This is a genomic window from Fibrella musci, from assembly GCF_041321105.1.
GTDB classification, from domain to species: domain Bacteria; phylum Bacteroidota; class Bacteroidia; order Cytophagales; family Spirosomataceae; genus Fibrella; species Fibrella musci.
Window position 1 is genome coordinate 487,154 of the sequence record NZ_JBGGWD010000007.1, and the last position, 22,764, is coordinate 509,917.

19 protein-coding genes, 1 tRNA gene and 1 pseudogene are annotated in these 22,764 nt (G+C 53.4%); 11 read left to right on the forward strand and 10 right to left on the reverse strand.

Annotation, left to right across the window (positions count from 1 at the left end):
• Positions 1-198 precede the first annotated feature (198 nt).
• Positions 199-2,352, forward strand: a complete 2,154-nt coding sequence (locus ACAW74_RS24055) for a Tex family protein (protein ID WP_370700801.1) — start codon at positions 199-201, stop codon at positions 2,350-2,352.
• 129 nt (positions 2,353-2,481) lie between these two features.
• Entirely contained in the window at positions 2,482-3,081 is a 600-nt protein-coding gene (locus ACAW74_RS24060) for a C40 family peptidase (protein WP_370700802.1), read from the forward strand.
• A gap of 129 nt (positions 3,082-3,210) precedes the next feature.
• Here ACAW74_RS24060 and ACAW74_RS24065 read toward each other — a convergent pair.
• Both ACAW74_RS24065 and ACAW74_RS24070 read right to left on the reverse strand, forming a co-directional pair.
• A tRNA-Ala gene (locus tag ACAW74_RS24065) sits at positions 3,211-3,284 on the reverse strand.
• 74 nt (positions 3,285-3,358) lie between these two features.
• Positions 3,359-3,841: a DUF3299 domain-containing protein gene (locus ACAW74_RS24070; RefSeq protein ID WP_370700803.1), complete on the reverse strand. Its 483-nt coding sequence runs from the start codon at positions 3,839-3,841 to the stop codon at positions 3,359-3,361.
• 146 nt (positions 3,842-3,987) lie between these two features.
• On the opposite strand from ACAW74_RS24070, the gene ACAW74_RS24075 reads away from it, so the two are divergent.
• From ACAW74_RS24075 to ACAW74_RS24105, 7 genes and pseudogenes are all read left to right on the forward strand, one after another.
• Entirely contained in the window at positions 3,988-5,496 is a 1,509-nt protein-coding gene (locus ACAW74_RS24075) for a sensor histidine kinase (protein WP_370700804.1), read from the forward strand.
• Positions 5,474-6,142: a response regulator transcription factor gene (locus ACAW74_RS24080; protein WP_015330836.1), complete on the forward strand. Its 669-nt coding sequence runs from the start codon at positions 5,474-5,476 to the stop codon at positions 6,140-6,142. The genes ACAW74_RS24075 and ACAW74_RS24080 overlap by 23 nt, the downstream gene beginning before the upstream one ends.
• 95 nt (positions 6,143-6,237) lie before the next feature.
• Positions 6,238-6,771: a DUF4890 domain-containing protein gene (locus ACAW74_RS24085; protein WP_370700805.1), complete on the forward strand. Its 534-nt coding sequence runs from the start codon at positions 6,238-6,240 to the stop codon at positions 6,769-6,771.
• Positions 6,772-6,914: 143 nt separating this feature from the next.
• Positions 6,915-7,550, forward strand: a complete 636-nt coding sequence (locus tag ACAW74_RS24090; RefSeq protein WP_370700806.1) for a peroxiredoxin — start codon at positions 6,915-6,917, stop codon at positions 7,548-7,550.
• A gap of 192 nt (positions 7,551-7,742) precedes the next feature.
• Positions 7,743-10,367, forward strand: a pseudogene (locus tag ACAW74_RS24095) (family 78 glycoside hydrolase catalytic domain); the annotation flags it as partial.
• Positions 10,368-10,587: 220 nt separating this feature from the next.
• Positions 10,588-10,827, forward strand: coding sequence for a hypothetical protein (locus ACAW74_RS24100; protein WP_015330831.1), 240 nt, complete (start codon positions 10,588-10,590; stop codon positions 10,825-10,827).
• A 151-nt stretch (positions 10,828-10,978) separates the two neighbouring features.
• The gene (locus tag ACAW74_RS24105; RefSeq protein WP_370700807.1) at positions 10,979-11,758 is read left to right on the forward strand and encodes a glycoside hydrolase family 25 protein; all 780 of its coding nucleotides are present in this window, start codon (positions 10,979-10,981) and stop codon (positions 11,756-11,758) included.
• Positions 11,759-11,837: 79 nt separating this feature from the next.
• On the opposite strand, the gene ACAW74_RS24110 is transcribed toward ACAW74_RS24105, so the two are convergent.
• The 4 genes from ACAW74_RS24110 to ACAW74_RS24125 all read right to left on the reverse strand — a co-directional run bounded on the left by ACAW74_RS24110 (position 11,838) and on the right by ACAW74_RS24125 (position 15,003).
• Positions 11,838-12,719, reverse strand: a complete 882-nt coding sequence (locus ACAW74_RS24110) for a YfaP family protein (RefSeq protein WP_370700808.1) — start codon at positions 12,717-12,719, stop codon at positions 11,838-11,840.
• A gap of 36 nt (positions 12,720-12,755) precedes the next feature.
• Entirely contained in the window at positions 12,756-13,703 is a 948-nt protein-coding gene (locus ACAW74_RS24115) for a TolB family protein (RefSeq protein WP_370700809.1), read from the reverse strand.
• Between the two features lie 129 nt (positions 13,704-13,832).
• Positions 13,833-14,411 carry a porin family protein gene (locus tag ACAW74_RS24120; protein WP_370700810.1) on the reverse strand — a complete coding sequence of 193 codons (579 nt, stop codon included), beginning with the start codon at positions 14,409-14,411 and terminating at the stop codon, positions 13,833-13,835.
• A 55-nt stretch (positions 14,412-14,466) separates the two neighbouring features.
• Complete coding sequence (locus tag ACAW74_RS24125; RefSeq protein WP_370700811.1) at positions 14,467-15,003, reverse strand: outer membrane beta-barrel protein; 537 nt, start codon at positions 15,001-15,003, stop codon at positions 14,467-14,469.
• A 147-nt stretch (positions 15,004-15,150) separates the two neighbouring features.
• Between ACAW74_RS24125 and ACAW74_RS24130 the strand changes: the two genes are divergently transcribed.
• On the forward strand, positions 15,151-17,091 hold the full coding sequence (locus tag ACAW74_RS24130; RefSeq protein ID WP_370700812.1) for a sensor histidine kinase: 1,941 nt from the start codon (positions 15,151-15,153) through the stop codon (positions 17,089-17,091).
• Between the two features lie 19 nt (positions 17,092-17,110).
• Here the strand turns inward: ACAW74_RS24130 and ACAW74_RS24135 are convergent, their stop codons facing one another.
• Together ACAW74_RS24135 and ACAW74_RS24140 are read right to left on the reverse strand one after the other, a co-directional pair.
• Positions 17,111-17,776, reverse strand: a complete 666-nt coding sequence (locus ACAW74_RS24135; protein WP_370700813.1) for a response regulator — start codon at positions 17,774-17,776, stop codon at positions 17,111-17,113.
• 149 nt (positions 17,777-17,925) lie between these two features.
• Positions 17,926-18,558, reverse strand: coding sequence for a hypothetical protein (locus tag ACAW74_RS24140; RefSeq protein WP_370700814.1), 633 nt, complete (start codon positions 18,556-18,558; stop codon positions 17,926-17,928).
• A 223-nt stretch (positions 18,559-18,781) separates the two neighbouring features.
• Here ACAW74_RS24140 and ACAW74_RS24145 point away from each other — a divergent pair, with 223 nt between their 5' ends.
• Positions 18,782-20,107 carry a hypothetical protein gene (locus ACAW74_RS24145; protein ID WP_370700815.1) on the forward strand — a complete coding sequence of 442 codons (1,326 nt, stop codon included), beginning with the start codon at positions 18,782-18,784 and terminating at the stop codon, positions 20,105-20,107.
• 17 nt (positions 20,108-20,124) lie between these two features.
• On the opposite strand, the gene ACAW74_RS24150 is transcribed toward ACAW74_RS24145, so the two are convergent.
• The gene (locus ACAW74_RS24150) at positions 20,125-20,481 is read right to left on the reverse strand and encodes a hypothetical protein (RefSeq protein WP_370700816.1); all 357 of its coding nucleotides are present in this window, start codon (positions 20,479-20,481) and stop codon (positions 20,125-20,127) included.
• Positions 20,482-20,601: 120 nt separating this feature from the next.
• The gene (glgB, locus tag ACAW74_RS24155) at positions 20,602-22,629 is read right to left on the reverse strand and encodes a 1,4-alpha-glucan branching protein GlgB (protein WP_370700817.1); all 2,028 of its coding nucleotides are present in this window, start codon (positions 22,627-22,629) and stop codon (positions 20,602-20,604) included.
• Between the last annotated feature and the right edge of the window lie 135 nt (positions 22,630-22,764).

The window sequence follows — 22,764 nt, forward strand, 5'->3', positions numbered from 1 at the left end:
GCACTTTTCTGATTGTAAGTACTTATTAACTAGTTCCGCATACATCAGTTTACTTCATATGATGAGTATGTCGTTGTTGGCATATTTTTTGATAGCTATAGACCCTGCGTTAAAACAGGTTCAGTTGAATAGCGCCAGTCGGTTAATTTTGGCAGTTGAATGCTGCCAAAAGATGGGCAGTTACACGTTCTCTATTCGATGCCTATTTCCTACGATTCATTAGTGGCTGGCCAACTCAACTTACCAGTCAGATCAGTAACGCAAACCCTTCAGTTGCTGGCTGAAGGCGCCACGGTCCCCTTTATTGCCCGCTACCGAAAAGAAGCCACTGGCGGCCTCGACGAAGTGCAGATTGCGGCCGTCCGCGATCAGGCGCAGACCTTGCAGGCACTTGATAAACGCCGCGACGCTATTGTGGCGAGCATTACCGAGCAGGGCAAACTAACCGCCGACCTCCGTCAGAAACTAGAGGCGGCCACTACGCTCGCCCAACTGGAAGACCTCTACCTGCCTTACAAGCAAAAACGAAAAACCCGGGCGATGATGGCCATCGAACGGGGCCTCGAACCCCTTGCCGACCGTATTTTTAGCCTGCGCGACCCCAACCCCGAGCAAACCGCTCTCCGTTACCTTAGTGATAACCCCGCCAAAGCGGGACAGGCTCCCCTCACGGTAGCCGATGCCCTGCAAGGTGCGCGGGACATCATTGCCGAACGGATCAGCGACAATGCCGATGCCCGCCAACGGATTCGGCTTCTGTTTGAGCGCGAAGCCATTATTCGCTCGACGGTGAAGAAAGGCAAGGAAACCGACGGCCAGAAGTATAAAGACTACTTCGATTTTGCCGAACCCCTGCGGCGGGTCCCCTCCCACCGCCTGCTGGCGTTGCGCCGTGGTGAGGCAGAAGGTATCCTGAGCGTGAGTATAGCTCCCGACGAAGACGCCGCACTCGACCGCCTCGACCGGCAGTTTTTGGGCAAGCAGTACGCCGGTGCTACAAAAGCTAGCCAAGACCAGATGGCCCTGGCAATCAAAGACAGTTACAAACGGTTGTTGCGCCCAGCTCTGGAAACAGAGTTCGATAACCTCTCGAAAGACAAAGCCGACGAAGAGGCGATCCGCATCTTTGCCGCCAACCTGCGCCAATTGCTGCTCAGTGCTCCGCTCGGTCAAAAGCGGGTACTGGCGATCGATCCCGGCTACCGGACGGGCTGCAAAACGGTTTGCCTCGATGCTCAGGGCAACCTACTGACCGAAACAGTATTAAACCTGTTTGCGTCAGAAGCTGAGAAACAACGGGCTGCCCAGACGGTGCAGACACTCGTGCAGAAACATCAGATCGATGCCATTGCTATTGGCAACGGTACGGCCGGACGCGAAACCGAGGCCTTCATCCAAAGCCTGAGCCTCGGAAAGCCCGTGGTGATGGTCAGCGAGCAGGGCGCATCCGTTTATTCGGCGTCTGAGGTGGCCCGCCAGGAGTTTCCTGACAAAGACGTAACCGTACGGGGCGCGGTCAGCATTGGGCGGCGACTGATGGACCCGCTGGCCGAACTGGTCAAAATTGATCCCAAATCGATCGGAGTTGGGCAATATCAGCACGACGTAGACCAGAACGCGTTGAAAAAAGGCCTCGACGACGTGGTCGAAAGCTGTGTGAACTCGGTGGGCGTGTCGCTCAATACAGCCAGCGCGTATCTGTTGCAATATGTGTCGGGACTAGGGCCGCAACTGGCACAGAATATTGTGGCGTATCGGGCTCAGAACGGCCCCTTTCAGGCGCGGGAACAACTCAAAAAAGTGCCTCGGCTCGGCCCCAAAGCCTACGAGCAGGCGGCTGGCTTTCTGCGCATTGCCAACGCCAAAAATCCGCTCGACAACTCGGCCGTTCACCCCGAGCGCTACGAACTCGTGGGCCGGATGGCCGCAGACCTGGGCTGCTCGGTTGCCGAACTGGTGCAGAAACCCGACCTGCGCAGACAAATCAAACCCGACAGGTACGTATCCGCGGCTGTAGGGTTACCTACGCTAACCGACATTTTGGCTGAGCTGGACAAGCCGGGGCGCGACCCTCGGGAAGCACTCACCGTTTTTGCTTATGATGAGCGCGTTAAAACCATCGCCGATCTGCACGAAGGCATGGTGCTGCCGGGCGTCGTGACCAACATCACTGCCTTCGGGGCCTTTGTCGATATTGGGGTTAAGCAAGATGGGCTGGTTCACGTTTCACAGCTCGCCGACCGGTACGTGTCTGACCCCAATCAGGTAGTTCGGGTTCATCAGACCGTTCGGGTGAAAGTGCTGGAAGTCGATACGAATCGCAAGCGGATTGCGTTATCGATGAAAATTTGATAGGTTAGCCGCTGGATTTTGTCGAATAACCAGTCAGGTTCACCGTCAATGGCGAACGTCCCCTGTCTCTTACTTCGGCGGTTGGACGTCGGCCATTGGCGGTCGGCCCTACGCCTATTTTCCTGTCCTATGCCCTACCGTTTCTGGCTGTTGCCGGGCCTGTTGCTGTTTACCACCGCCTGCTCGTCAACCGGCCCGCTTTTTTCGTCGTCGTCCTCATCAAGCCGCAACGCGGCCTCAACGGCCACCCGCCGCCCGGCAGCGCGGCCCACCACCACAGCCAAGGCTACCAAAACGGCGGCTCCCCTGCGCACCGTCGACTCCCGTACGTATGGCAGCCGGTATGTTGGTGAAGTGATCAATCAGGCCCGGACCTATACGGGTACCCCCTACCGCTCGGGTGGGAATGGCTATGATGGCATCGATTGCTCGGGGCTGGTTTGTGCCGCCTTTTCGTCGGTCGGTCTGAAGATGCCCCGCATTTCGTGGCAGCAGTCAGAAGTGGGTTACGAGATTGAGGTAAGCGACATCCGCCCCGGCGATCTGGTCTTCTTCGTTCCGGAAAGCGGCAAAGAGGGGTACGTATCACACGTGGCTATCGTAACGGAGGTACGTGCCGCTAACGATATCCGCTTCATCCACGCGTCGTCATCGCGCGGCGTCCGCGAAGACAATCTCTACTCCAATTACTTTAAGGGGCGTTTCGTGAAAGCGTTACGGCCATTCTAGCCAAGTCAGCAGGTTTACAGATCGTTTCAGGCTTATCAACAGACTACGTCAGTAGACCGCTCAGTAAATCCTTATCAGGTCGACTAATAACGAAAAAGCCGCCGATCAAATCGATCGGCGGCTTTATTGTGGAGAATATCGGAGTCGAACCGATGACCTCTTGCATGCCATGCAAGCGCTCTAGCCAGCTGAGCTAATCCCCCATTGCGGGTGCAAAGATGTGCGATTCGGCGGCATCAGTCAAGCCCTTTGGACAAAAAAAGTGGACCTAACCAGCCTACGAGGCGTCAACCATCTCAGCGTCAGCGATAATATAGTTTAGTTCGTAGATATTATCGGCGTTCAGTTTCAGCGTACCCCGGAACGTGCGGCGCTCGTCGGTCTTGAATTTGCGGCCCGGCTTCTTGAATTTGAGTGAAACAACCGACTCCGGACCGGCTCCCCCGCAGAAAAAGCAGGCCGAGTACGGAAATGCCGACAGTACATATACGTTCGATTCCAGATCAACGGGCAACACATAACCGGTAAGTTCCACGGGTTTTCCGTTCATTTTCTGAACTGTTGGGCCGAAAGTTGGGTAAAGCATATATACCGACTCTTCGGCGTACCATTTCTTCTTGAATGTTACGTCGCGCAACGCTTCCCAGGAAAGCTTGACAGGGTCAGCAGCAGATGGCGTTAGTGACGTAGCAACGGGGGCTGGGCGAAAACCTACCAAGCTAAGACTGCCAATAAACAGAAAGACAATGAGACGCATCATACTTAAGTAAGTTTTTTAGACAATGAGTAAGTAAGTTTTTCAGATAATGAATTAGTAAAACTACAATATTTGTTAGTTTTACCAGAAACCAATACACATTGAATTTGGCCCTATCAGCTTTACTCAACGATTAACATGAAGGTCTGATGACCACACCCGTCCAATTAACCAAGTTGTACGTAGCTACGTTGCTGAGCTTGGCGCTGTTGCTGACAGTTGCTGAAGTGATTACGCAGTGGCAGATTGATAAGTTCCAGGATGAGTTGTGGGTGATTCGCTACACCGCTCTTCAACGAAATCAAAGCCAGCAACTTGCCAAAAAAGTGCTTCAGTTGGCCGATCAGCACGATTCGGTGCTTTTTGTTAGCTCCCGCAATGAGTTGGGTAGCCTCTTCAAAACCTTCGAGCGATACCATGTTGCGGGGCGCCAGGGAACCGTACTCGGACCGCAAGGCTTCACCTCCAACCGCTCAGTCAGCAACAGTGATACTGTCAATCGGCTGTATGAAGCGGTCAAGCCACATTTCAACGCGTTACAAACCAGTTTGAACCAGTTGCTGCGGGTGAGTGGGCCAGCGCAAATGAAAAGCTCGGAGGCTAAAGCCAGTATCGCTCTGCTGCTTGCCAATGAGTCGTTGTTTCTGGAAAAGATCGACGCCGTTACCCGACAATATACCGGTGAGCTACGCTATAAACTAACTCGTCTACAGCGGCTTGAGCTTATCTTCCACATCCTTACGTTGCTGACCCTGGCAGGCATTGGCTGGTTTGTTTTCCGGCCGGCCGTTGATCGTCTCCGCCAGACCTTGTCGCGGCTAATCGTAGCCGAAAAGCGCACGGCCGATGTTAACAGAAAGCTCCGTTCACTTAATAAATCGTTAAAAAAGGCGCGACAACAACTTTATGAAGCTAGTCAACGGCAACTTCAGGAACAGGCCGACGCCCAAAAAAGCCGGACGGCCTACCTGATTACCGGTCAGGAAGAAGAACGCAAGCGGCTCTCGCGCGAGCTACACGATGGTTTGGGGCAAATGCTCACCGCCATTAAACTTCAGATTGAGGGGCTGGAAGTAAAACTGGCGAAAGGTCGGGCCGACGAAGTGAACCTGGCTACGCTGAAAAATCTGATTAGCCAAACGATTCAGGAAACCCGGTCGATCTCAAACAATCTGATGCCCAGCGTGTTAAGTGATTTTGGTTTATCGGTTGCGCTGCGTCGGCTCGCTGAAGCCCATAATCGGGCGGAACAAAAAACGGCCGAGTCAGCTCAGATCGAATATACCGTCGACAAGGAATTTGATAATGCCCCGCTTCCGCTGGACCAGAACGTTGAGATTACCCTCTACCGGGTTGCGCAAGAGTCGATTACCAACGCCATTCGGCACGGAAAAGCCCGCCATATTCGCCTGCACCTGCAACAACAGCATCAACAAATACAGTTTACTATTGAGGACGATGGCCTCGGCTTTAAAACGCAACGTCTAACTAAAGAACCACACGGACAGGGTGTGCACAATATGCATGAACGAATAAAACTGCTCAACGGTACCTTTGTGATTCACTCAACGCCCGGAGAGGGCACCAAAATCTCAGTCAGTATTCCGTATCATTCACAATTAATTGCTCACGATTATGATCAAATTAATGTTGGTTGACGACCACGCCATTGTTCGCGACGGGGTTCGCTTATTGCTCGAACAAGGTGATGGTATTGATATCATCGACGAAGCCAACGACGGCGAAGAAGCACTCGAAAAACTCAAAAAGCACCAGACCGACGGCACCCTGCCCGACGTGCTGCTGCTCGACATTTCGATGCCCGGTATGTCGGGTATCCAGACGGCCCAACAGGTGGCCCGTTCCTACAAAAACGTGAAGATCCTGATGTTGTCGATGCACAACAACGAGGATTACATCCTGCGGGCCGTTGAGGCTGGCGCGCTTGGCTATATCCTGAAGGATTCGTCGAGCGATGAGATGATGAAAGCCATCAAGACGGTGGCCACGGGCGAGAAATACTTTAGCTCGCCGGTAGCAACCATCATCCTGAACGGCTACATGCAGCAGATGCGGAAAGACCCCAACGCCACTGTTGGTAAAACCCGCCGCTCGAAACTGTCGAAGAAAGAGAAAGAGATTCTCAGCTACCTCATCGAAGGGCTGAGCAGCCGGCTGATTGCCGAAAAGCTACAGCTGAGTGTTCGGACGGTCGACAACCACCGCGCCAACATGATGCGTCGCCTTCAGGTACGTAATGCCGCCGAACTGGTGCGTATGGCCGTTGAAGACAAGTTAGTGTAAGGTATTCCTTATTAAAAAGGCATGGTGGTTACGGCTATCATGCCTTTTTAATAAGGAATACCTTATTTCGTACCCACAATCGTAACGTATTCTATATGAAAACCTTTGGCTTACTGGCGCTATCGGCCGGTCTGTTTATCGCCACAACCTCCGCCAGCTTCGGTCAGTATTACGGTGGAGGCATGGGTCGCTCCATGGGCGGTGGTATGGGCGGCATGGGCATGGGCCAATCGCAGGCCAATTTTAAGCCCAGTGTACCCAACATTGCAGGCGAGCTGGCCAACCGCGAAACCAAATGGCTCAAGGAAAAGCTCAATCTGACGAAAGAGCAGGCCAAAGCCGTGAAAGACCTCAACAACGAGTATGGCAAGCAACAGCAGGAAGCCATCAAGGAAATTGTGGCGCTGAATGGCAGCGGCAAACCTAGCGAGGCTCAGAACAAGCAGATGCGCGATGCCATGATGATGTACAACGAAGACAAAGAGGTGAAGCTGAAAGTCATTCTGACCCCCGAACAGTGGGCGTTATACCAGACAAGCAAAGACGAAATGCAGCGTGAAGTGGGCGGTATCCGGCCACCGGCACCACCTGAGTTTCGGGTGAAGAAAGACAGCACCCGCGCGAATTAGCCAGCGGAGTTCCGTTCTGGAACCCTTTCGCCTTACCCCTTCGTTACGCCTAGAAGAAACAGGAAGCCGGTGCACAACCGGTTTTTCCGTTTATAGATTATCCTATTAAATTGATCGAATAACAACACTAAACAGATTTAACCATGTCACTCCGATTAGGCGACATTGCTCCTGACTTTACGGCCAACACCACCGAAGGCCCAATTCATTTTCACGAATGGCTTGGCAACTCGTGGGGGATGATTTTCTCGCACCCGGCCGATTTTACGCCTGTCTGCACCACCGAATTGGGCCGCACTGCCCAGCTTAGCGACGAGTTTGCCAAGCGTGGCGTGAAGGTGATCGCCGTCAGTGTTGACCCGATTGATCAGCACCACGAGTGGGTGAAGGACATCAACGAGGTAAACAACACGACGGTTAACTTCCCGCTGATCGCTGACGAAAACCGCGAGGTAGCCACCCTCTACGACATGATTCACCCCAACGCCAGCGAGAAAGCAACCGTTCGGTCGGTGTTCATCATTGGTCCCGATAAGAAAATCAAGCTGACGTTAACGTACCCAGCCAGCACGGGCCGGAATTTCTTCGAGATTCTGCGCGTAATCGATTCGCTGCAACTGACGGCCAACTATTCGGTAGCTACCCCCGCCGATTGGCAGGAAGGCGAAGACGTGATCGTGACGCCCGCCGTATCTAACGATCAGCTCGAGGAGAAATTCCCCAAAGGCGTCACGTTTGTGAAGCCTTACCTGCGCAAGACGCCGCAACCGAATAAATAAGTTTTACGTTCAACGTCCAATGGCCAAGGTTCAAAGTTGGCTACCGCCAGAATAGAGTGGGGTAGCCAACTTTGAACCTTGGCCATTGGACGTTGAACGTTGGTTACAGCCAGAGTAGGAAGCAGTAGGACGAAACGAAGATAGACTTGTCTACCTTTCGGGCATTTGTCAGACTGCTTCCTACTCTTTTCTATGCGTACGCTCTTACTTACCCTGGCCGGCACGGGCCTAACGAGCCTGCTTTTCGCGCAATCCACCGTTTCGCAACTCAGGGTCGAAAACCTCACGAACCCCTTGGGGCTGGGCACCCCGCAACCCCGCCTGAGCTGGCAACTGACCTCTCCCACGCGCAATACCAAACAGACCGCCTACGAGATTCGGGTTAGCCCGACGACAGCCGCCCTTGCTAAAGGCACGGCCTGGCAATCGGGGCGCGTAGCGTCGGATTCATCCGTGCATGTGCGCTACAAAGGTGCGCCGCTGGCGTCGGGCGGGCGGTATCAGTGGCAGGTACGGGTGTGGGATCAGACTGGCAAGCCGTCGGCCTGGAGCGCGCCAGGTACGTTCCTGGTGGGCCTGCTGAGCCCCACAGACTGGACAGCCCGCTGGATTGGCCCTAACCCCGCCGACACGGCTGGTCAGCCCTCGCCGCTGCTTCGGAAAGCCTTTACGGCTAAAAAAGCCATTCGTTCGGCAACGGCTTTCATCACGGCCCACGGCATGTATGAAGCGCAGATCAACGGGCAGCGGGTGGGCGATGCTTACCTGACCCCCGGCTGGACAAGCTACAACAAGCGCCTCCAATATCAGACCTACGACGTTACAAACCTGCTGCGGGCCGGCCAGAATGCCGTGGGCGTTATGCTCGGTAGTGGCTGGTATCGGGGTAACCTGGCGTGGTCGAGCGCCCGTAATCACTATGGTTCCGACATTGCGCTGCTCTTTCAGCTCCTGATCACCTACACCGACGGCAGCACCGAAACGATCATTTCCGACGGCAGCTGGCAATCGTCGACGGGGGCCGTCCGTCACTCAGAAGTCTATCATGGCGAAATCGTTGACGCCCGTATGGACAAACCCAACTGGGCGACAGCAGGCTATAGCGCGTCAGACTGGCATCCGGTTGTGGTGGCCGATTACCCAAAAAATCATCTTGTTACGACGGTAAACGAACCCGTTCGCAAACACGAAACCTTCACCGCGCCCAAGCTGATCCGCACGCCCAAAGGTGAGCAGGTGCTCGATTTTGGGCAGAACCTCGTTGGCTGGGTGATGCTCCGCGCTACGGGCAAAGCGGGAAGTCAGGTACGGCTAACGCACGCCGAAGTACTGGATAAGGCAGGGAATTTCTACACCGAAAACCTGCGGGCCGCCAAATGTGAAAACACGTATATGCTCGCAGGCACTGGCCAATCCGAGTTCTTCGAGCCTCATTTCACCTGGCAGGGGTTCCGGTACGTGCGTATAGAGGGCGACGCCCAAAGCATCGCCACGGTCGATCCCAGCAGTTTTACGGCCGTTTCGCTGTATTCCGACATGACGCCCACAGGTACGTTCACCAGTTCAAGCGCGCTGCTCAATCAATTACAGCATAATATTCAGTGGGGTCAGCGGGGCAACTTCCTCGACGTACCCACCGACTGCCCCCAACGCGACGAACGGCTGGGCTGGACCGGCGACGCACAGGCTTTTTCGCGCACGGCGGCGTTCAATTTTGGCGTCAACGCATTTTTCAGCAAATGGCTGCGCGACGTAGCGGCTGATCAACTCCCCAACGGGTCGGTGCCGTTTGTGGTGCCCAACGTGCTGGGGGCGGGGGCCTCGGGTAGTGCTGGCTGGGCCGACGTGGCTACCGTTACCCCCTGGGATATGTATCTGGCCTATGGCGACCGGCAGTTGCTAGCGACACAATACCCCAGCATGAAAGCCTGGGTCGATTACATGACCAAGCAAAGCAAAACCGACGAAAATGGCCGCCCGCTCTGGAATACTGGTTTCCATTTTGGCGACTGGCTCTTCTATCGTCCGTTCGACGACAACGATGGCCGGTCGGCGGTGACCGACAAATACCTCATCGCCCAGTGCTTCTTCGCGCATTCGACACAGTTGTTAGTTAACGCAGCGCAGGTACTGGGTAAGACTGACGAGGCAAAAACCTATCAGGCCCTGCTCGACCGCGTGAAGGCGGCATTTCGGCAGGAGTACGTAACCCCCAGTGGGCGGTTGCTGTCGAATACGCAGACCGCTCACGTGCTGGCCCTCCAGTTCGATATGTTGCCCGAATCGCAGCGGGCTGCTACCGCCCAGCGGCTGGTGGAGAACATCAAGTCGTATGGAAACCACCTCACGACGGGCTTCCTGGGTACGCCCTACCTGTGCCATGTACTGAGCCGATTTGGGCACGACAGCGTAGCCTACGACCTGTTGTTGCAGGAGACATACCCGTCGTGGCTGTATCCGGTGAAAATGGGTGCTACCACCATCTGGGAACGCTGGGACGGTATCAAACCCGACAGCACCTTCCAGACGCCGGGCATGAACTCGTATAACCACTATGCCTACGGGGCCATTGGCGACTGGATGTACCGCGTGGCGGCAGGCCTCGACACCGACGAGCAGCAGGTGGGTTACCATCAGCTGCGCATCCGCCCGCACCTCGACCCCCGCCTGACGCAGGCCGAAGCCACCCTGCAAACGCCCTACGGGCAGGCCAAGTCGGGCTGGAAGACAACCAATGGCAACGTGGTGATGGATGTGGAAGTACCGGCCAACACCACCGCCCTGGTTTCGATTCCGGCTACGTCGGCCACGCAGATTCGCGAAAACGGGCAGGCGTTGGCGTTACCTGTGCGCAACACGGCGGCTGGGTACGTTACGGTTGAAGTGGGTTCAGGTATGTATCGGTTTGACGTAACCAAATAATTGAAGCCAGCCCAGCCGGGCTGGCTTTATGCGTTATCCAGTTACCGACAACCCATTTTTTCAAACATTAGCTACCGGGGCCTGTTAGTCAAACGTACACTAATTTCTCAACGTCATGCCAAAGAACTTGAATCCCAAGCACGATGAAGGCCCCGTAGCGGAGGCTATCGAACAGCAAACCGCCAAGCTCCCCTCCGATGTATTTCTGTGGGGTGGTCTGGGCGCACTCGCAACGGCGGCGGCCTGTTTCGCCAATGGCAAACGTCATGAGGCGTTGCTGATTGGCCAATGGGCGGCCCCTATTCTGATTTTAGGCCTTTATAACAAGGTCGTGAAACTGGAAGGGTCAGACTAGTCCTGGTCAGCCTAACGCGCAACGGGCGCGGGGTGAAGGTCAACGGGTGTCAACTACCCATCGGCTTTCGTCCCGCGCCCGCTGCTTTTCGTATGTTTGTAAGGTCCGAGGCGCCGGTGACTCAACGCTCCGGACCGATTGTTGCCCCTGCATGAAGGTATCTACACTCCTCCGCTTTATCTACCATCAATACAAACGCGTTATCTGGCTCGGGTTGGGGCTGCTGGTAATCGGGTTGCTTATCTGGCGGCTAACGCGGCCGACCGATACCATGCAGTGGCAGTTTGTAGAGGCCTATGGCATTAAATTCCCGACCCGCTACACCGTGCATGGACTTGATGTGTCGCGGCACAACAACCGCATCAATTGGGATCGGGTTGCGGCGATGAATACAGGTGGTGTTCGTCTTCAGTTTGTCTTCATTAAAGCCACCGAAGGCGCCACCCTGGGCGACCCTACATTCGCCAAAAACTGGAAAGAGGCTAAACGGGTGGGCTTGCGGCGCGGCGCTTACCACTTTTACCACCCCACCCGCGACCCCATCAAACAGGCCAATAATTTCATCAAACGGGTTTCGCTGAAAGCGGGTGATCTGGCGCCCGTGCTCGATTTCGAAGTGACCAACAACGTACCTGACGACAAGATTATCGCCGATCTGCACACGTTTCTGGATGCCATCGAAGCCGAGTACAACATTCGACCGATCATCTACACCAATGCCACCCTATACAAGCGATTCATCAAAGAGCATTTCGACGTGTATCCGCTCTGGATTGCCGATTACTCCAAATCGGACCTGCGCCGCTACGATGCCGATAAACTTTATATCTGGCAGCACAACAAAAACGGCTGGGTACGTGGCATTCGGGGTTTTGTCGACATCAACACCTTCGTGATGGAGCCGGATCGCCTTGATGAACTGACGTTGTGAGTCAAGCCTAAGGGGACTCAGGCGCTAACGGCTCAAGCCCCCTTAGGCTTGACTCACCCGCTTCAGTTGCCTCGACAGCCTAAAACGTAATGGTACTACCGCTCTTGGTAAACGTAGTGACGTTGGCTGTTCGGGCGTTGAACGAGGTAATACCCGTAAACGACTTCGATCCACCGGGGTAGCTAACCGTCACGTAGAAGTTGGTTTGTGAAGCCGCGCTGTAGGCGTTTACTCGAACCTGATACCTTCCATCTGGCGCATTTTGTGTCCAGAAAATATTTTCAGGACCATAGCCGCTTGTATCATCCCGATCAAGCGCCCCACCCGATGACGACGACGTATTCTTGTAAGAGATGATTTCATTAGCCGGATCCGTTACATACAAATCCTGATCGGTGTCATCATCCCACGATAAGCTCACCTGAACGGCACCAGTTCCCAGACGTAGTACGTTGATGGTTACTGTTACGGGGGCGCTTACCCGACCATTCGCATCATATACACAGAATGCCAGCGTGAATTGTCCATCCAATACGTTAGTCGGAATACCTACCGGCAACGACAACCGACCGCTGGCCGATGAATTACTGGCGTAGGGGATGCGGAAGTACCGATCGGCGCCCACTACCTGTACGTAACAGCCTGCCAAATTGCCACTCACGTTCCGATAGGAATAGGTGAGTGGTGCTGTACTGCCGTTGGATGAGATCACCGTGGTGTAGGGTGAATTCACGACAGGCGCACCGCTACCAGTAGTTGGGGAAGGAGCGTCTCCCGCCTGGGTCTGCGTTCCTGAAGGCATGATGAGCACCTGGCTCAGCAAGGATGCGTTAGCCGGGTCGATCTCAGCCGGCAGAACGTCGGCTGGTTTTTTACAGCTGCCTGCCAGCAGGGTCAGCGAGATGGCAAATACAACCAACCAGAAGCGGTTGGCAGCGCCAATGATAGAATGATTCAACATGATTATCAAGCAGTTATACACCAATAGTATCGTTAGCTATCGCGTTGGGCGGGGCTTTACCTTCCAGATGTTGTAGTTCCGGTCGGCGTTGGAGTAGAAGTAGATCGTACCATCCGGACCAAACGTGGGATCACCCTCGTCTGTGTCGCCTTGAGTAAGCTGGATCAGTTCGGTCCCATCGGCCTTCATCATGTACAGGTGATGGTTCTTCTTCTTCGGATTTTCGCGATTGCTCACAAACGCGATGTACTTACCATCCCGCGAAAAGGCGCCGTCTTTATTGTTGTAATCGCCTTGGGTAAGTTGGGCTTTCTGACCCGTCTTCAAATCGAGTGTAAACACCTGCACCACCTTACCCACGCGTCCGTTGTAAATAATCTTCGTGTTATCGTTGGGATTCAGCGCCAGGTGCCCACCTTCTGTCAGAACCGTGAAGTTGCCGCCCTTGGCATCCATCGAGCAGATCATCCGGCTCTTGCCCATGAAGGTGGTGAAGTAGATCTGGCTCATGTCGCGGTTGATGACTGGCTCAGCATCATCTTCGCCCATTTCGCCCTGCGAGATATAGTTCAGGCCAACCCCTGCCCCATTCGATCGCGCAATGACGGGACGCATGGGCTTGATGTAGGAAAAAATAATACCTGACCCATCAGGCAACCAGGTTGGATAAGCGGCATCAACCACGAGCGGGTTTGTCACCGGCGACCCAATCTCCTTTTTAATGATTCTGAATTTCTTGTCAGTTTTGGTCGTCAAACTTCCCGTCTCCGAAACCGTGAAATACGTTGTCTTTTCCAGACTGTTGTAAAGCAGCGATTTACCATCTGGGCTTACGCGCGGGTAAAACTCCTGACCCGCATCAACCGTTTCGCGAATGAGGCCTTCGGCGTTGCCCGTTGCCGACGGGGCCACCGGCCCTTTCTGTGCTAGTGCAACGGTTGTGAGGCAGGAAAAGAGTAGGCTGTATGTGTAAATTTTCATCATCTGATTAGATTGATTGAGACGCTGTTGCCATTTTTCAAAAGGAAAACAGTGCCACCCGATCGGTGCAGATGGCGCTGGATGCTTCACAGAATTATCAGAATACGACTGATTAAGAGGATAGTCCGCTCACTACTCACCGAAGAAGTAAGCGACTGATAAGCCGAACGTGCTGTTGGTATTGCTTGAGCTCGTGCGGGGGGCATTGGTAGCGATGTTGGTGAAGCCCGTGTTGTAGAACAGGTTGACGCTGATTTTCTGCTCAGTCAGTTCGTAGCCGCCAAGCAAGCTAAGGCCCGCATCCAATGATTTCAGGCCGTCGACTTCATCCCCATCAGAATCGCGGGCACCAGCCAGAATACCGATATAGGGGCCTAGCCCACCGAAGAGCTTACCCGTTCCGACCTCTGCTTTGTATACAGCATGAATAGGAATCTCGATGTATGACAGGTTGATCGAGTATGTAAGCCCGCTTGCGCTCACACTGGCCCCTTTTGTGCTATAAAGCAGTTGGGGGCGGATCAATACATTATCGTTGATGGCGAGTTCAGCCACCCCGCCAATATGGAAGCCGAACTTACTATCCAGGCCCGTCGACCGGATCGATGCCGACTGGAGTCCGCCAACCACTCCGAAGCGTTTGGCAATTTGGGCATGAGTCAGCGTGCCCATGACAAGCATGAGCACAAAAGAGAGTAGTATCTTTTTCATGAAATCAGCTATTTATCAGAGCCTTACAGGCTCACGGCACGACAGGTCGGGTACGTTATTTGCGCCCACCACCGATGGTTGTGCCAATCTTTAACGAGAAATAATTACTGTCTTTTACGAGGTTGTATTCGAGCCCCAACCGGAAGTGCCCAATTTGCAAACCCGCTCGTGGAGCAATACCGAATTGGCTGCTCTCTCCAGCGATCAGCTCTGAATCATCGTTATCCGACAGATACAGGTAGCCCTTGTAAAGTCCCAGGCCAAGACCAACATAGGGTCGCACGGTGCTTTCGCCAACATAATATTCACCCGTGAGTTGAGTAGCCCGCACAATAGCCAGAGCAGTAATACCGCTGCTTTCGGCTGACGCCAGCACGGCACCTTCTACCTTCACGCCCACCGCAATGTTGTCGGTGATGTTGTACTTAGGCTCGATCGAGAAATTGATACCTCCGCTGGTACCGGTTCCGCTCTGACCTGACTTTGAGTATCCGGTGGTGATATCGACCTTAAAAGCGCGGTAGTTTTCAGATTGGGCAAAGCCCGACAGGGCCGCCAGCAAGCTGGCGGTTAGACACACTATTTTTTTCATGGTATGAGATAGAAGCGGTTAAACAACGCTTCAAAGGTTCACACCATATGGTTACCAAAAAATCGTAATAATTACGATATACTAAGTGACTTTTATGGCGGTTTGGGTAAATCTGCTCCCTATGTTTGCAGTCTATCCACACGCGTCATGCAGTCGCTATTTACCTTCCGGAAAGGACTGATTCTTTTGTTAATCAGCGGGTTATGGACCCATCAGCTGGAAGCTCAACCAGTGTTGATTATCGACAGCAGCCAGATACACATTGAGACAGGGCCTTGGGCTGAGTGGTTGGCCGATTCGTCTCGTCACCTGACGTTACACGACGTAACCAGCCCGGCCGTGGCTCAGCGTTTCCGGTTAGTGAATACGCAGTATCCTAACGCAGGCTACACCCTCGACGACTATTGGGTGCGGGTACGTATCCGCGTGGTGGGACCCAATCAAAAACCTGATGAAATTCTCTTTTTGGAGAATGCATTTCCGATAGCTACCTCCGTAGACCTATTTGTTCTCGACAGCACTGGGCGGGTGTTGGAAACACATCGGTCTACCTCGTGCAGTTTGGGCGATCGTCGGGAGGTACCCCATCCCCATTTCGTGTTTACCATGCCGGTACGGCCGGGCCAGACGCTCACACTTTATGTACACAGCCGCAATGAGATGGGGCTTCAATACCTACCCCTGACGATCTGGCGCGAAGCCGCTTTTGACAACTATACGATCCTGCTTCATTACGGCTGGGGCATCTACTCAGGCTTTGCCTTGCTGGCAATGCTACTTCATTTGCTACTGTACGGCTTCACCCGCGAACGTCGCTACTTACTGGTTGGGCTCATGGTAGCCAGCTATTTGCTTTATGAGACAAGCCGGGGAGTAGGGCTTGGCATGCGTTATTTGTGGCCTGAGCGTCCCTGGCTGCTCTCGCATGGCATCAATCTCTTTTTCACGCTGTGGATTTTTGCTTACCTCTATTTTTTTAATCAACTGTTTGCCCTTCGCCAGACAGCCCCGATCTGGCATCGGGTGTTTATCGGTTTAGGCGTGCTGAATATCACCCTGTTTGCCTTGTCTCTCCCCGACTGGTGGCTACCAAGAGCAGCACTGCTAGTTTACCAGGGCACTCCCATTATGCTGACCATGTTTGCGTTGGGTTGCTATGTCGTCTGGCAGGGGCAGCGTTGGGCTATCTATTATGTAGTTGGTACAGGTGCTTTGCTGGCGGGCGGCCTGCTGCTTGTTTTAAGCCGCTCTGGCTTGCTGACAGCCATGAGTAGCAACCTAAGTGCAATGGCCCTCAGTGGGGGCACCATGCTTGAAATTAGTTGCTTTACGCTGGGCATTGCGGCGCAGTCGCGGCGCGAACGACACGAACGGCGTGTTGCACAGACCCAGCAACGAGAAGCGGCGTTACTCAACCAACAGGAACGCCAGCAACGGGAGCGCCAGGAGACTGAAGCCCGCTTATTAGCCCGTATCGACGAGCGTCGCACGGTGGCCGACAACCTCCACGATAATCTCGGAAGCATGTTGTTCAGCCTGCAACTTCGGCTCGATGGGCTGAGTCGGCAACCAGCTATCTCAATCGATGATATTCAATCTGTTCAATACCTGTTGCTACAGGCGCACCAGCGATTTCGGTTAATTGCCCATAATCTGATGCCCGACGAGTTTAACCGCCAAGGCGGATTGGCTCCCGCGCTTACATCATTTATTGACGAACTCAATCTGGTATCAACCACCTCATTCGGCCTCTACGTTGACCCTAAAGCCCAACTGTTGCCCCCCAACACTCAATTTGCTCTTTACAACATTGCGTTTGAGCTGCTACAGAATGTATTACGGCATGCACGGGCTTCGCAGGCCAGCCTCCAGGTACGTTGCCCTACGTCGACGGTCGTACTGCTTAAGATGGAGGATAACGGTATCGGTGTGACCAAAAATAAACTAACCGACAGCCGTGCTTTCTCCACTATTCGGCGGCGGGTCGAGCAGGCTGTGGGTCAGTTTCAGATCGGTTTATTATCGGGTGGCGGCACTCGGGTCATCGTTGAGCTACCTATTGGGCCGGACAGTGAAAGACAGTCCTGACCCGGATTGATACCGAGGCCTAGTCCAGCAAATGGCGAATGGCAAAATTGCGTAACTCTACATCGTGATGAATCTGGAGTTTCTCGCGAGCCATGTTAAGCTGAGAATAGACGGTAGTCACGGCCACCCGCCGCTCATGAGCGATCTCCTTCGGTTCAAGCCCTTGACCAAAAGCCCGCAGCGTTTCCACCTCCTTTCGAGTGAGCGGCTGCAACTGCGTAGCTTGCTGGGGGCGTGGTGGCGTCGCGAGCTGATGCATGCGCAGCCGTAAGTCGTGAGGAGCAATGTATGGATCGGGTGAACGATCGACATTAGCAGCCCAGCGAATGGCCTGTTCAAAATCAGCAGGGGTACTACGCTTGCTCAGAAACCCCGCAGCCCCGGCTCCCAACACCTGCCTGATCGTAGCGGGTTTTTCATCGGAGCTCATGATTAGCACCGGTAAGGGTATGCTCAGTTCACGCAGTTGCAGCATCAGCTGGATGCCCGTAGTTGCCCCTCCCAGGTAGAGGTCCGAGAGCACGACATCGACAACATCCCGTCGAAGCTGCACTAATGATTCATCAACGGTCTGAGTTGCGCAAACAATTTGTAAGCCAGCAGAGCGGCCAAGTTCATAACTGAGCCCACTCTGCACAATGGGGTGATCATCCACCAGCAGGACGCGGACGGGGTACGTGTACATAATTTTGAGTAGATTAGGATAGAAGCATTTAGTGAATTTGTTATTCACTAAAACAGCTACCAATATACAAAAAGGAAAGCCCCACTCAGCGCTGAGTGGGGCTTTCCTTTTTGTATATTGGTAGCTGTTTCTCCTTCTTACTCCGATCACTACTTGTGGCTAAGCCATTTGAGTAGTTTCTGACCGATCACCCAGATGCCAGCTGGCACCAAGCGCTTGCGGTGGCCGGCGTATATCTCTACCACCCGGCCTTTCTTCAGATTGGTTGTGTTGCGGTACAGCATCAGCGTAAGAATTTTACGTTGCTCAATCTGTAGCCCAGTTTCGAAGGCGCCTGCCACAACATGCGTTTTTTGTAGCTTAATCGCTAGCTCTTGAGCTTTACTCATCAGCATCAGATTCATCCTTAACCGATCCCAGATCATTGCGCGCTGTCCGTCGATATAAAATCCGGCAATTTCCAGTAGGTCAGTTACTGTCAACTCATGCCCTCGCAGCAGATCGTCGACCTGATCCGGCAGTAGTTCGGTGAATACCCGCAACGGTTGCTGTTCGAGAGTGCTGAAAGCAACCCCACCAACCATCTGATCAGCCTCGTAATAGCCGATCACTACGTCGCATCGTTCGAGATAACATACCGACATAGGGTTACCCGATACCCGACAATATGTGGCGGCATATTGCTCAAACTGGTACCGTTCTGTTAACACCATAAAATAGCGGGGCCGTCGCCAGCCGAACACCTCCCCCCACTGAGGCGATGGTAAAGCGGATGTTTGCATACAATCTGGTTAGTTAGGCTAGTTTTCAATGAATTCTACACAATACTAAACTAATATTTCATAATAACAACACCTTAAAAACAATTTTTTTATATTATTTCATAATAGTGATTCGACCGCATACTGATGAATAAATATTGAAGTTATCAGTATCGATATTGACAATAATTGATTTAATTCAGAAAAAGAATCTACATTAGGCTAAAGTCTATCATTTACGCTTATGTCTCCAGAAGAAAAGTTATCTATCTATCTCAGAAAACATATCGGGAGCGGCACGCAAAGCGATTTTGTTAAACAAGCCCAAAAATTTGGGGAACAACTCGACCCGGCAGGCTTCAATCGGATTCTGAAGCAGCAGGTTAAAGCCAAGGATGATACCTATCGGAAGATTGCGCAAATTGTATTAGATCGCGCCGACGCTACAGCAGCCGACCTTTGGCAAACCGTACATGCCTCCCAGTTTTCGGTCAATCACGCAGATACAGAACTACGGCTCGCCTCGGGGTTTACGTCTTATGCAGCGTTGCTGTTAAGCGCATTGGGCGTCATCGGCGAAGATGGGGTATCGAAGGTACCCAACGGTATTCGGTTTGCTTTTTCGGGCAAAGCAGGTGCACCAAACTGGATCGAGAACCTCAGCGATCCGGCCGAACTTCAAGCGCAGACCCAAAAATTAGACAACGTTTACGTAGCTGACGATTTGGTAAAACTGCTGGAAGAAAGGCAGATCGATGGCGTCTTTATGCTGCGCGATACGTTCAACAAGGCCTTCGAACATGTGCCTAATAAGCCTGTTCAAGTTTGTCGCATCGCTGTTGGCTATGGCACCTGCTGCTACTTGATGGGGCTATCACTGACCGACGTACCCAGTGAAACGGCGGCCATGGAAGAGCCAATGGCGTTCTCGGCCGTTCGACAACTCGAGTACGTTTATGATCAACTGGCACGCCATCACCTGGAGATTTTTCATTTGGCTAACCCGACGATCAACGAACACCTGCGCACGTTTATGTCGTATCGCCGCACCAAAGACGCTTTGGTATATGACTATTCTGCAACAGCTCTGAGCCTGTCGGCCGCTAACCGGGATTCCCTACTAAGTAACATTAGTGCTGCTATTCATGACACCACTCAGCCCACGATGGTAGCGTTGGTGGGTTTCGAGCCTATCCTTAATCGCATCTACCATGAAGTTGTGGCCCGTCCTGGCAACGAAACGCTTCGATACCAATACCTTAACCTATCGAAACTGATCAACGAGGTCTCTACCTATTGCTTGTATTGCCACCCTGAAGTGCTAAATGATCCTTTCAAGCTGTCAAAAATCAACGAGTTTCTTAACCTGATCAACGCACAGTTTACATTTGACGTACTGACAGGTACCATCACGGCCGATATCTTATTTCCCGATACAGGTGCCAACGACATCTTGAAACGATACCGACTTCAGCGCGTGTTTGATGAACTTCACGTTCGGAATAACATGCTTCCGCTATTCAGGCTTGTATCACAACAGCTAGTTAACTTTCAATTGAGCAGTGGCTAAGCAACGAGCTATCTTGCCTACTGCCCTATTCGTATGGAGCTACTCTGTTGAAAACGCAATATGCCGTTAAGTCGGATGCGTTTTGTCCAGGCCTGCTGGTGGAGTGTCACGACGTGACGAAGCATAATTTGGATGATTGCGGTGAGCGTTGGTAATTCACCACACGACCACACGCGGGCCCGGTACCAGTCACCCGATTGCAAGCTAGCCAACTGACCACCCACCTGGCAATTGACCAAGATCGACACGTCGGCAATAGACTCGGCGGCGGCGGTAACTGCCCGCAACCGATACTGGTCGGTCGCTTGGTTCGACGCAGTCGAGTCGGTAAACAGGGTGGTATTAGCGGGCAGAGAAACCAACCGGCTGAACATACGGATTGCTGACAGTGGTATCACCGGGCAAATGACCACTCTTAGTTAAGTTAAATCAAAAAAAGAAAACCCCCTGCCAGCAGGGGGTTTTTGTAACAATCGACAAGAGAGTGCCTTACTTTATTCGATCCATTTCAGCACCGTTGCACCCAGCGGCGGCAACGTCAGCGTGATCGATTGCTCTTTGCCATGCAATGGCGTAGCTTCTGTCTGAATCGGCGCCGGGTTGAGCAGGCCACTACCGTAGTAGCTCTGATCGTCGGAGTTGAAGATTTCGCCGTAGCTACCCGCCGCCGGAACCCCGATCCGGTAGCCAGGGCGCGGTACAGGCGTCATGTTGAGCACCACAATCAGCGTTTCCTCGGTTTTCTCGCCTTTACGGGCATACACCAGTATGCTGTTTTCGTGGTCGGTCGTATCAATCCATTCGAAGCCATCAGACGAGAAATTCCGCTCATACATGGCCGGTTCGGTGCGATACAACTGGTTGAGGGCCTTCACGCAAGCTGCCATCCCCTTGTGCGGCCCATGGTCGAGCAGGTGCCAGTCGAGGCTCTGATCAAAATTCCATTCGGCTGTCTGGCCAAATTCGCCCCCCTGGAACAGCAGTTTGGTTCCTGAGTGCGTAAACATATAGGCAAACAACAGCCGCAGGTTGGCAAAGCGCTGCCATTCGTCGCCCGGCATTTTGCTTACCAGCGCGTGTTTCCCATACACGACCTCATCGTGCGAGAGCGGCAGCACGAAGTTTTCCGTAAAAGCGTATACGGTACTGAATGTCAGCTCGCTTTGATGGTATTTGCGATTGATAGGCTCCCGCTCGAAGTAGCGCAGGGTATCGTTCATCCAACCCATCATCCATTTCATGCCAAAACCTAGTCCGCCTGTGTAGACCGGCCGCGACACACCGGGGAAAGCGGTCGATTCTTCGGCAATGGTTTGTGTGCCCGGAAACTCCCGATAAATGGCTTCGTTGATTTCCTTAAACAGCGAAATGGCATCCAGGTTTTCGCGCCCGCCGAAGACGTTGGGCACCCACTCACCCGCGTTACGCGAGTAATCGAGGTACAGCATCGAGGCTACGGCATCGACCCGCAGGCCGTCGGCATGGCAACGGTCGAACCAGAACAGCGCGTTGCTGATCAGAAACGAACGTACCTCGGGACGACCGTAGTTGAAAATGTACGATTTCCAGTCGGGATGATACCCCATGCGCGGGTCGGGGTGCTCATAGAGGTGCGAGCCATCAAACTCATACAGCCCGTTGGCATCGCCGGGAAAGTGAGCCGGCACCCAGTCGAGAATGACCCCGATGCCCGCCTGATGCAACCGCTCAACCAGCTGCATAAAATCCTGCGGCGCGCCAAATCGGCTGCTCGGCGCAAAATAGCCGGTCACCTGATAGCCCCACGACGGCGGATACGGGTAGTGCATCACGGGCATGAACTCCACGTGCGTAAAGCCCATTTCTTTGACATACTCGACCAGCGAATCGCCAATTTCGCCGTAGCTCAGTTCGCGGGTGGGATTGCCGGGATCGCGCTTCCACGACGACAGGTGTACTTCGTAAATGGAAATGGGGGCGTTCAGGGCATTTTTCTCGTGGCGAGTGGCCATCCAGTCCTGATCGTTCCATTCATAATACGTGTCCCACACTTTGGTGGCGGTCTGCGGGGGAATTTCCCAGAAATGGGCGTACGGATCCCCTTTTTCCAGCTCGCGCCCACTTTCGTGGACGATGAAATATTTGTACGTGGTACCGGTAGCCACACCGGGCACAAAAATTTCCCAGATTCCCGACGAATCCCAGCGCACGTTCATGGTGGTACTGCCGCGGTCCCAGCCGTTGAAATCACCAATCACCGACACGTACCTGGCCGAGGGTGCCCATACTGCGAAATACGTACCCGACACGCCGTTGTGCGTAACCACGTGCGAGCCGAATTTTTCGTAAAGGCGGGTGTGCTTGCCTTCGCGGAACAGGTAAATGTCGAGGTCAGAGAAGCGCGAATAGTGGCCGGGGGCCGATCCGCTACTGGTTTCGCTGCTTGTTGAGGCAGCCTGCTCACTCTCTGGTGTGGGAAGGGGCGTAACCGCCGCCAGTTCGGCAGCAGGTACGTCGGTATTGGTAGTCTTGCGTTTAGCCATAGGTAATCTACAGTTCGTCGTTTTTGCCGGTCAGCTACTGTAGGTTGTGGTTCGTTTACGTCGCAGCGGTTGCTGAACAGGCCTCATAGCCCTTCCAGCGATTTACTGGCCCGCCATACTCTACAAACCACAAAC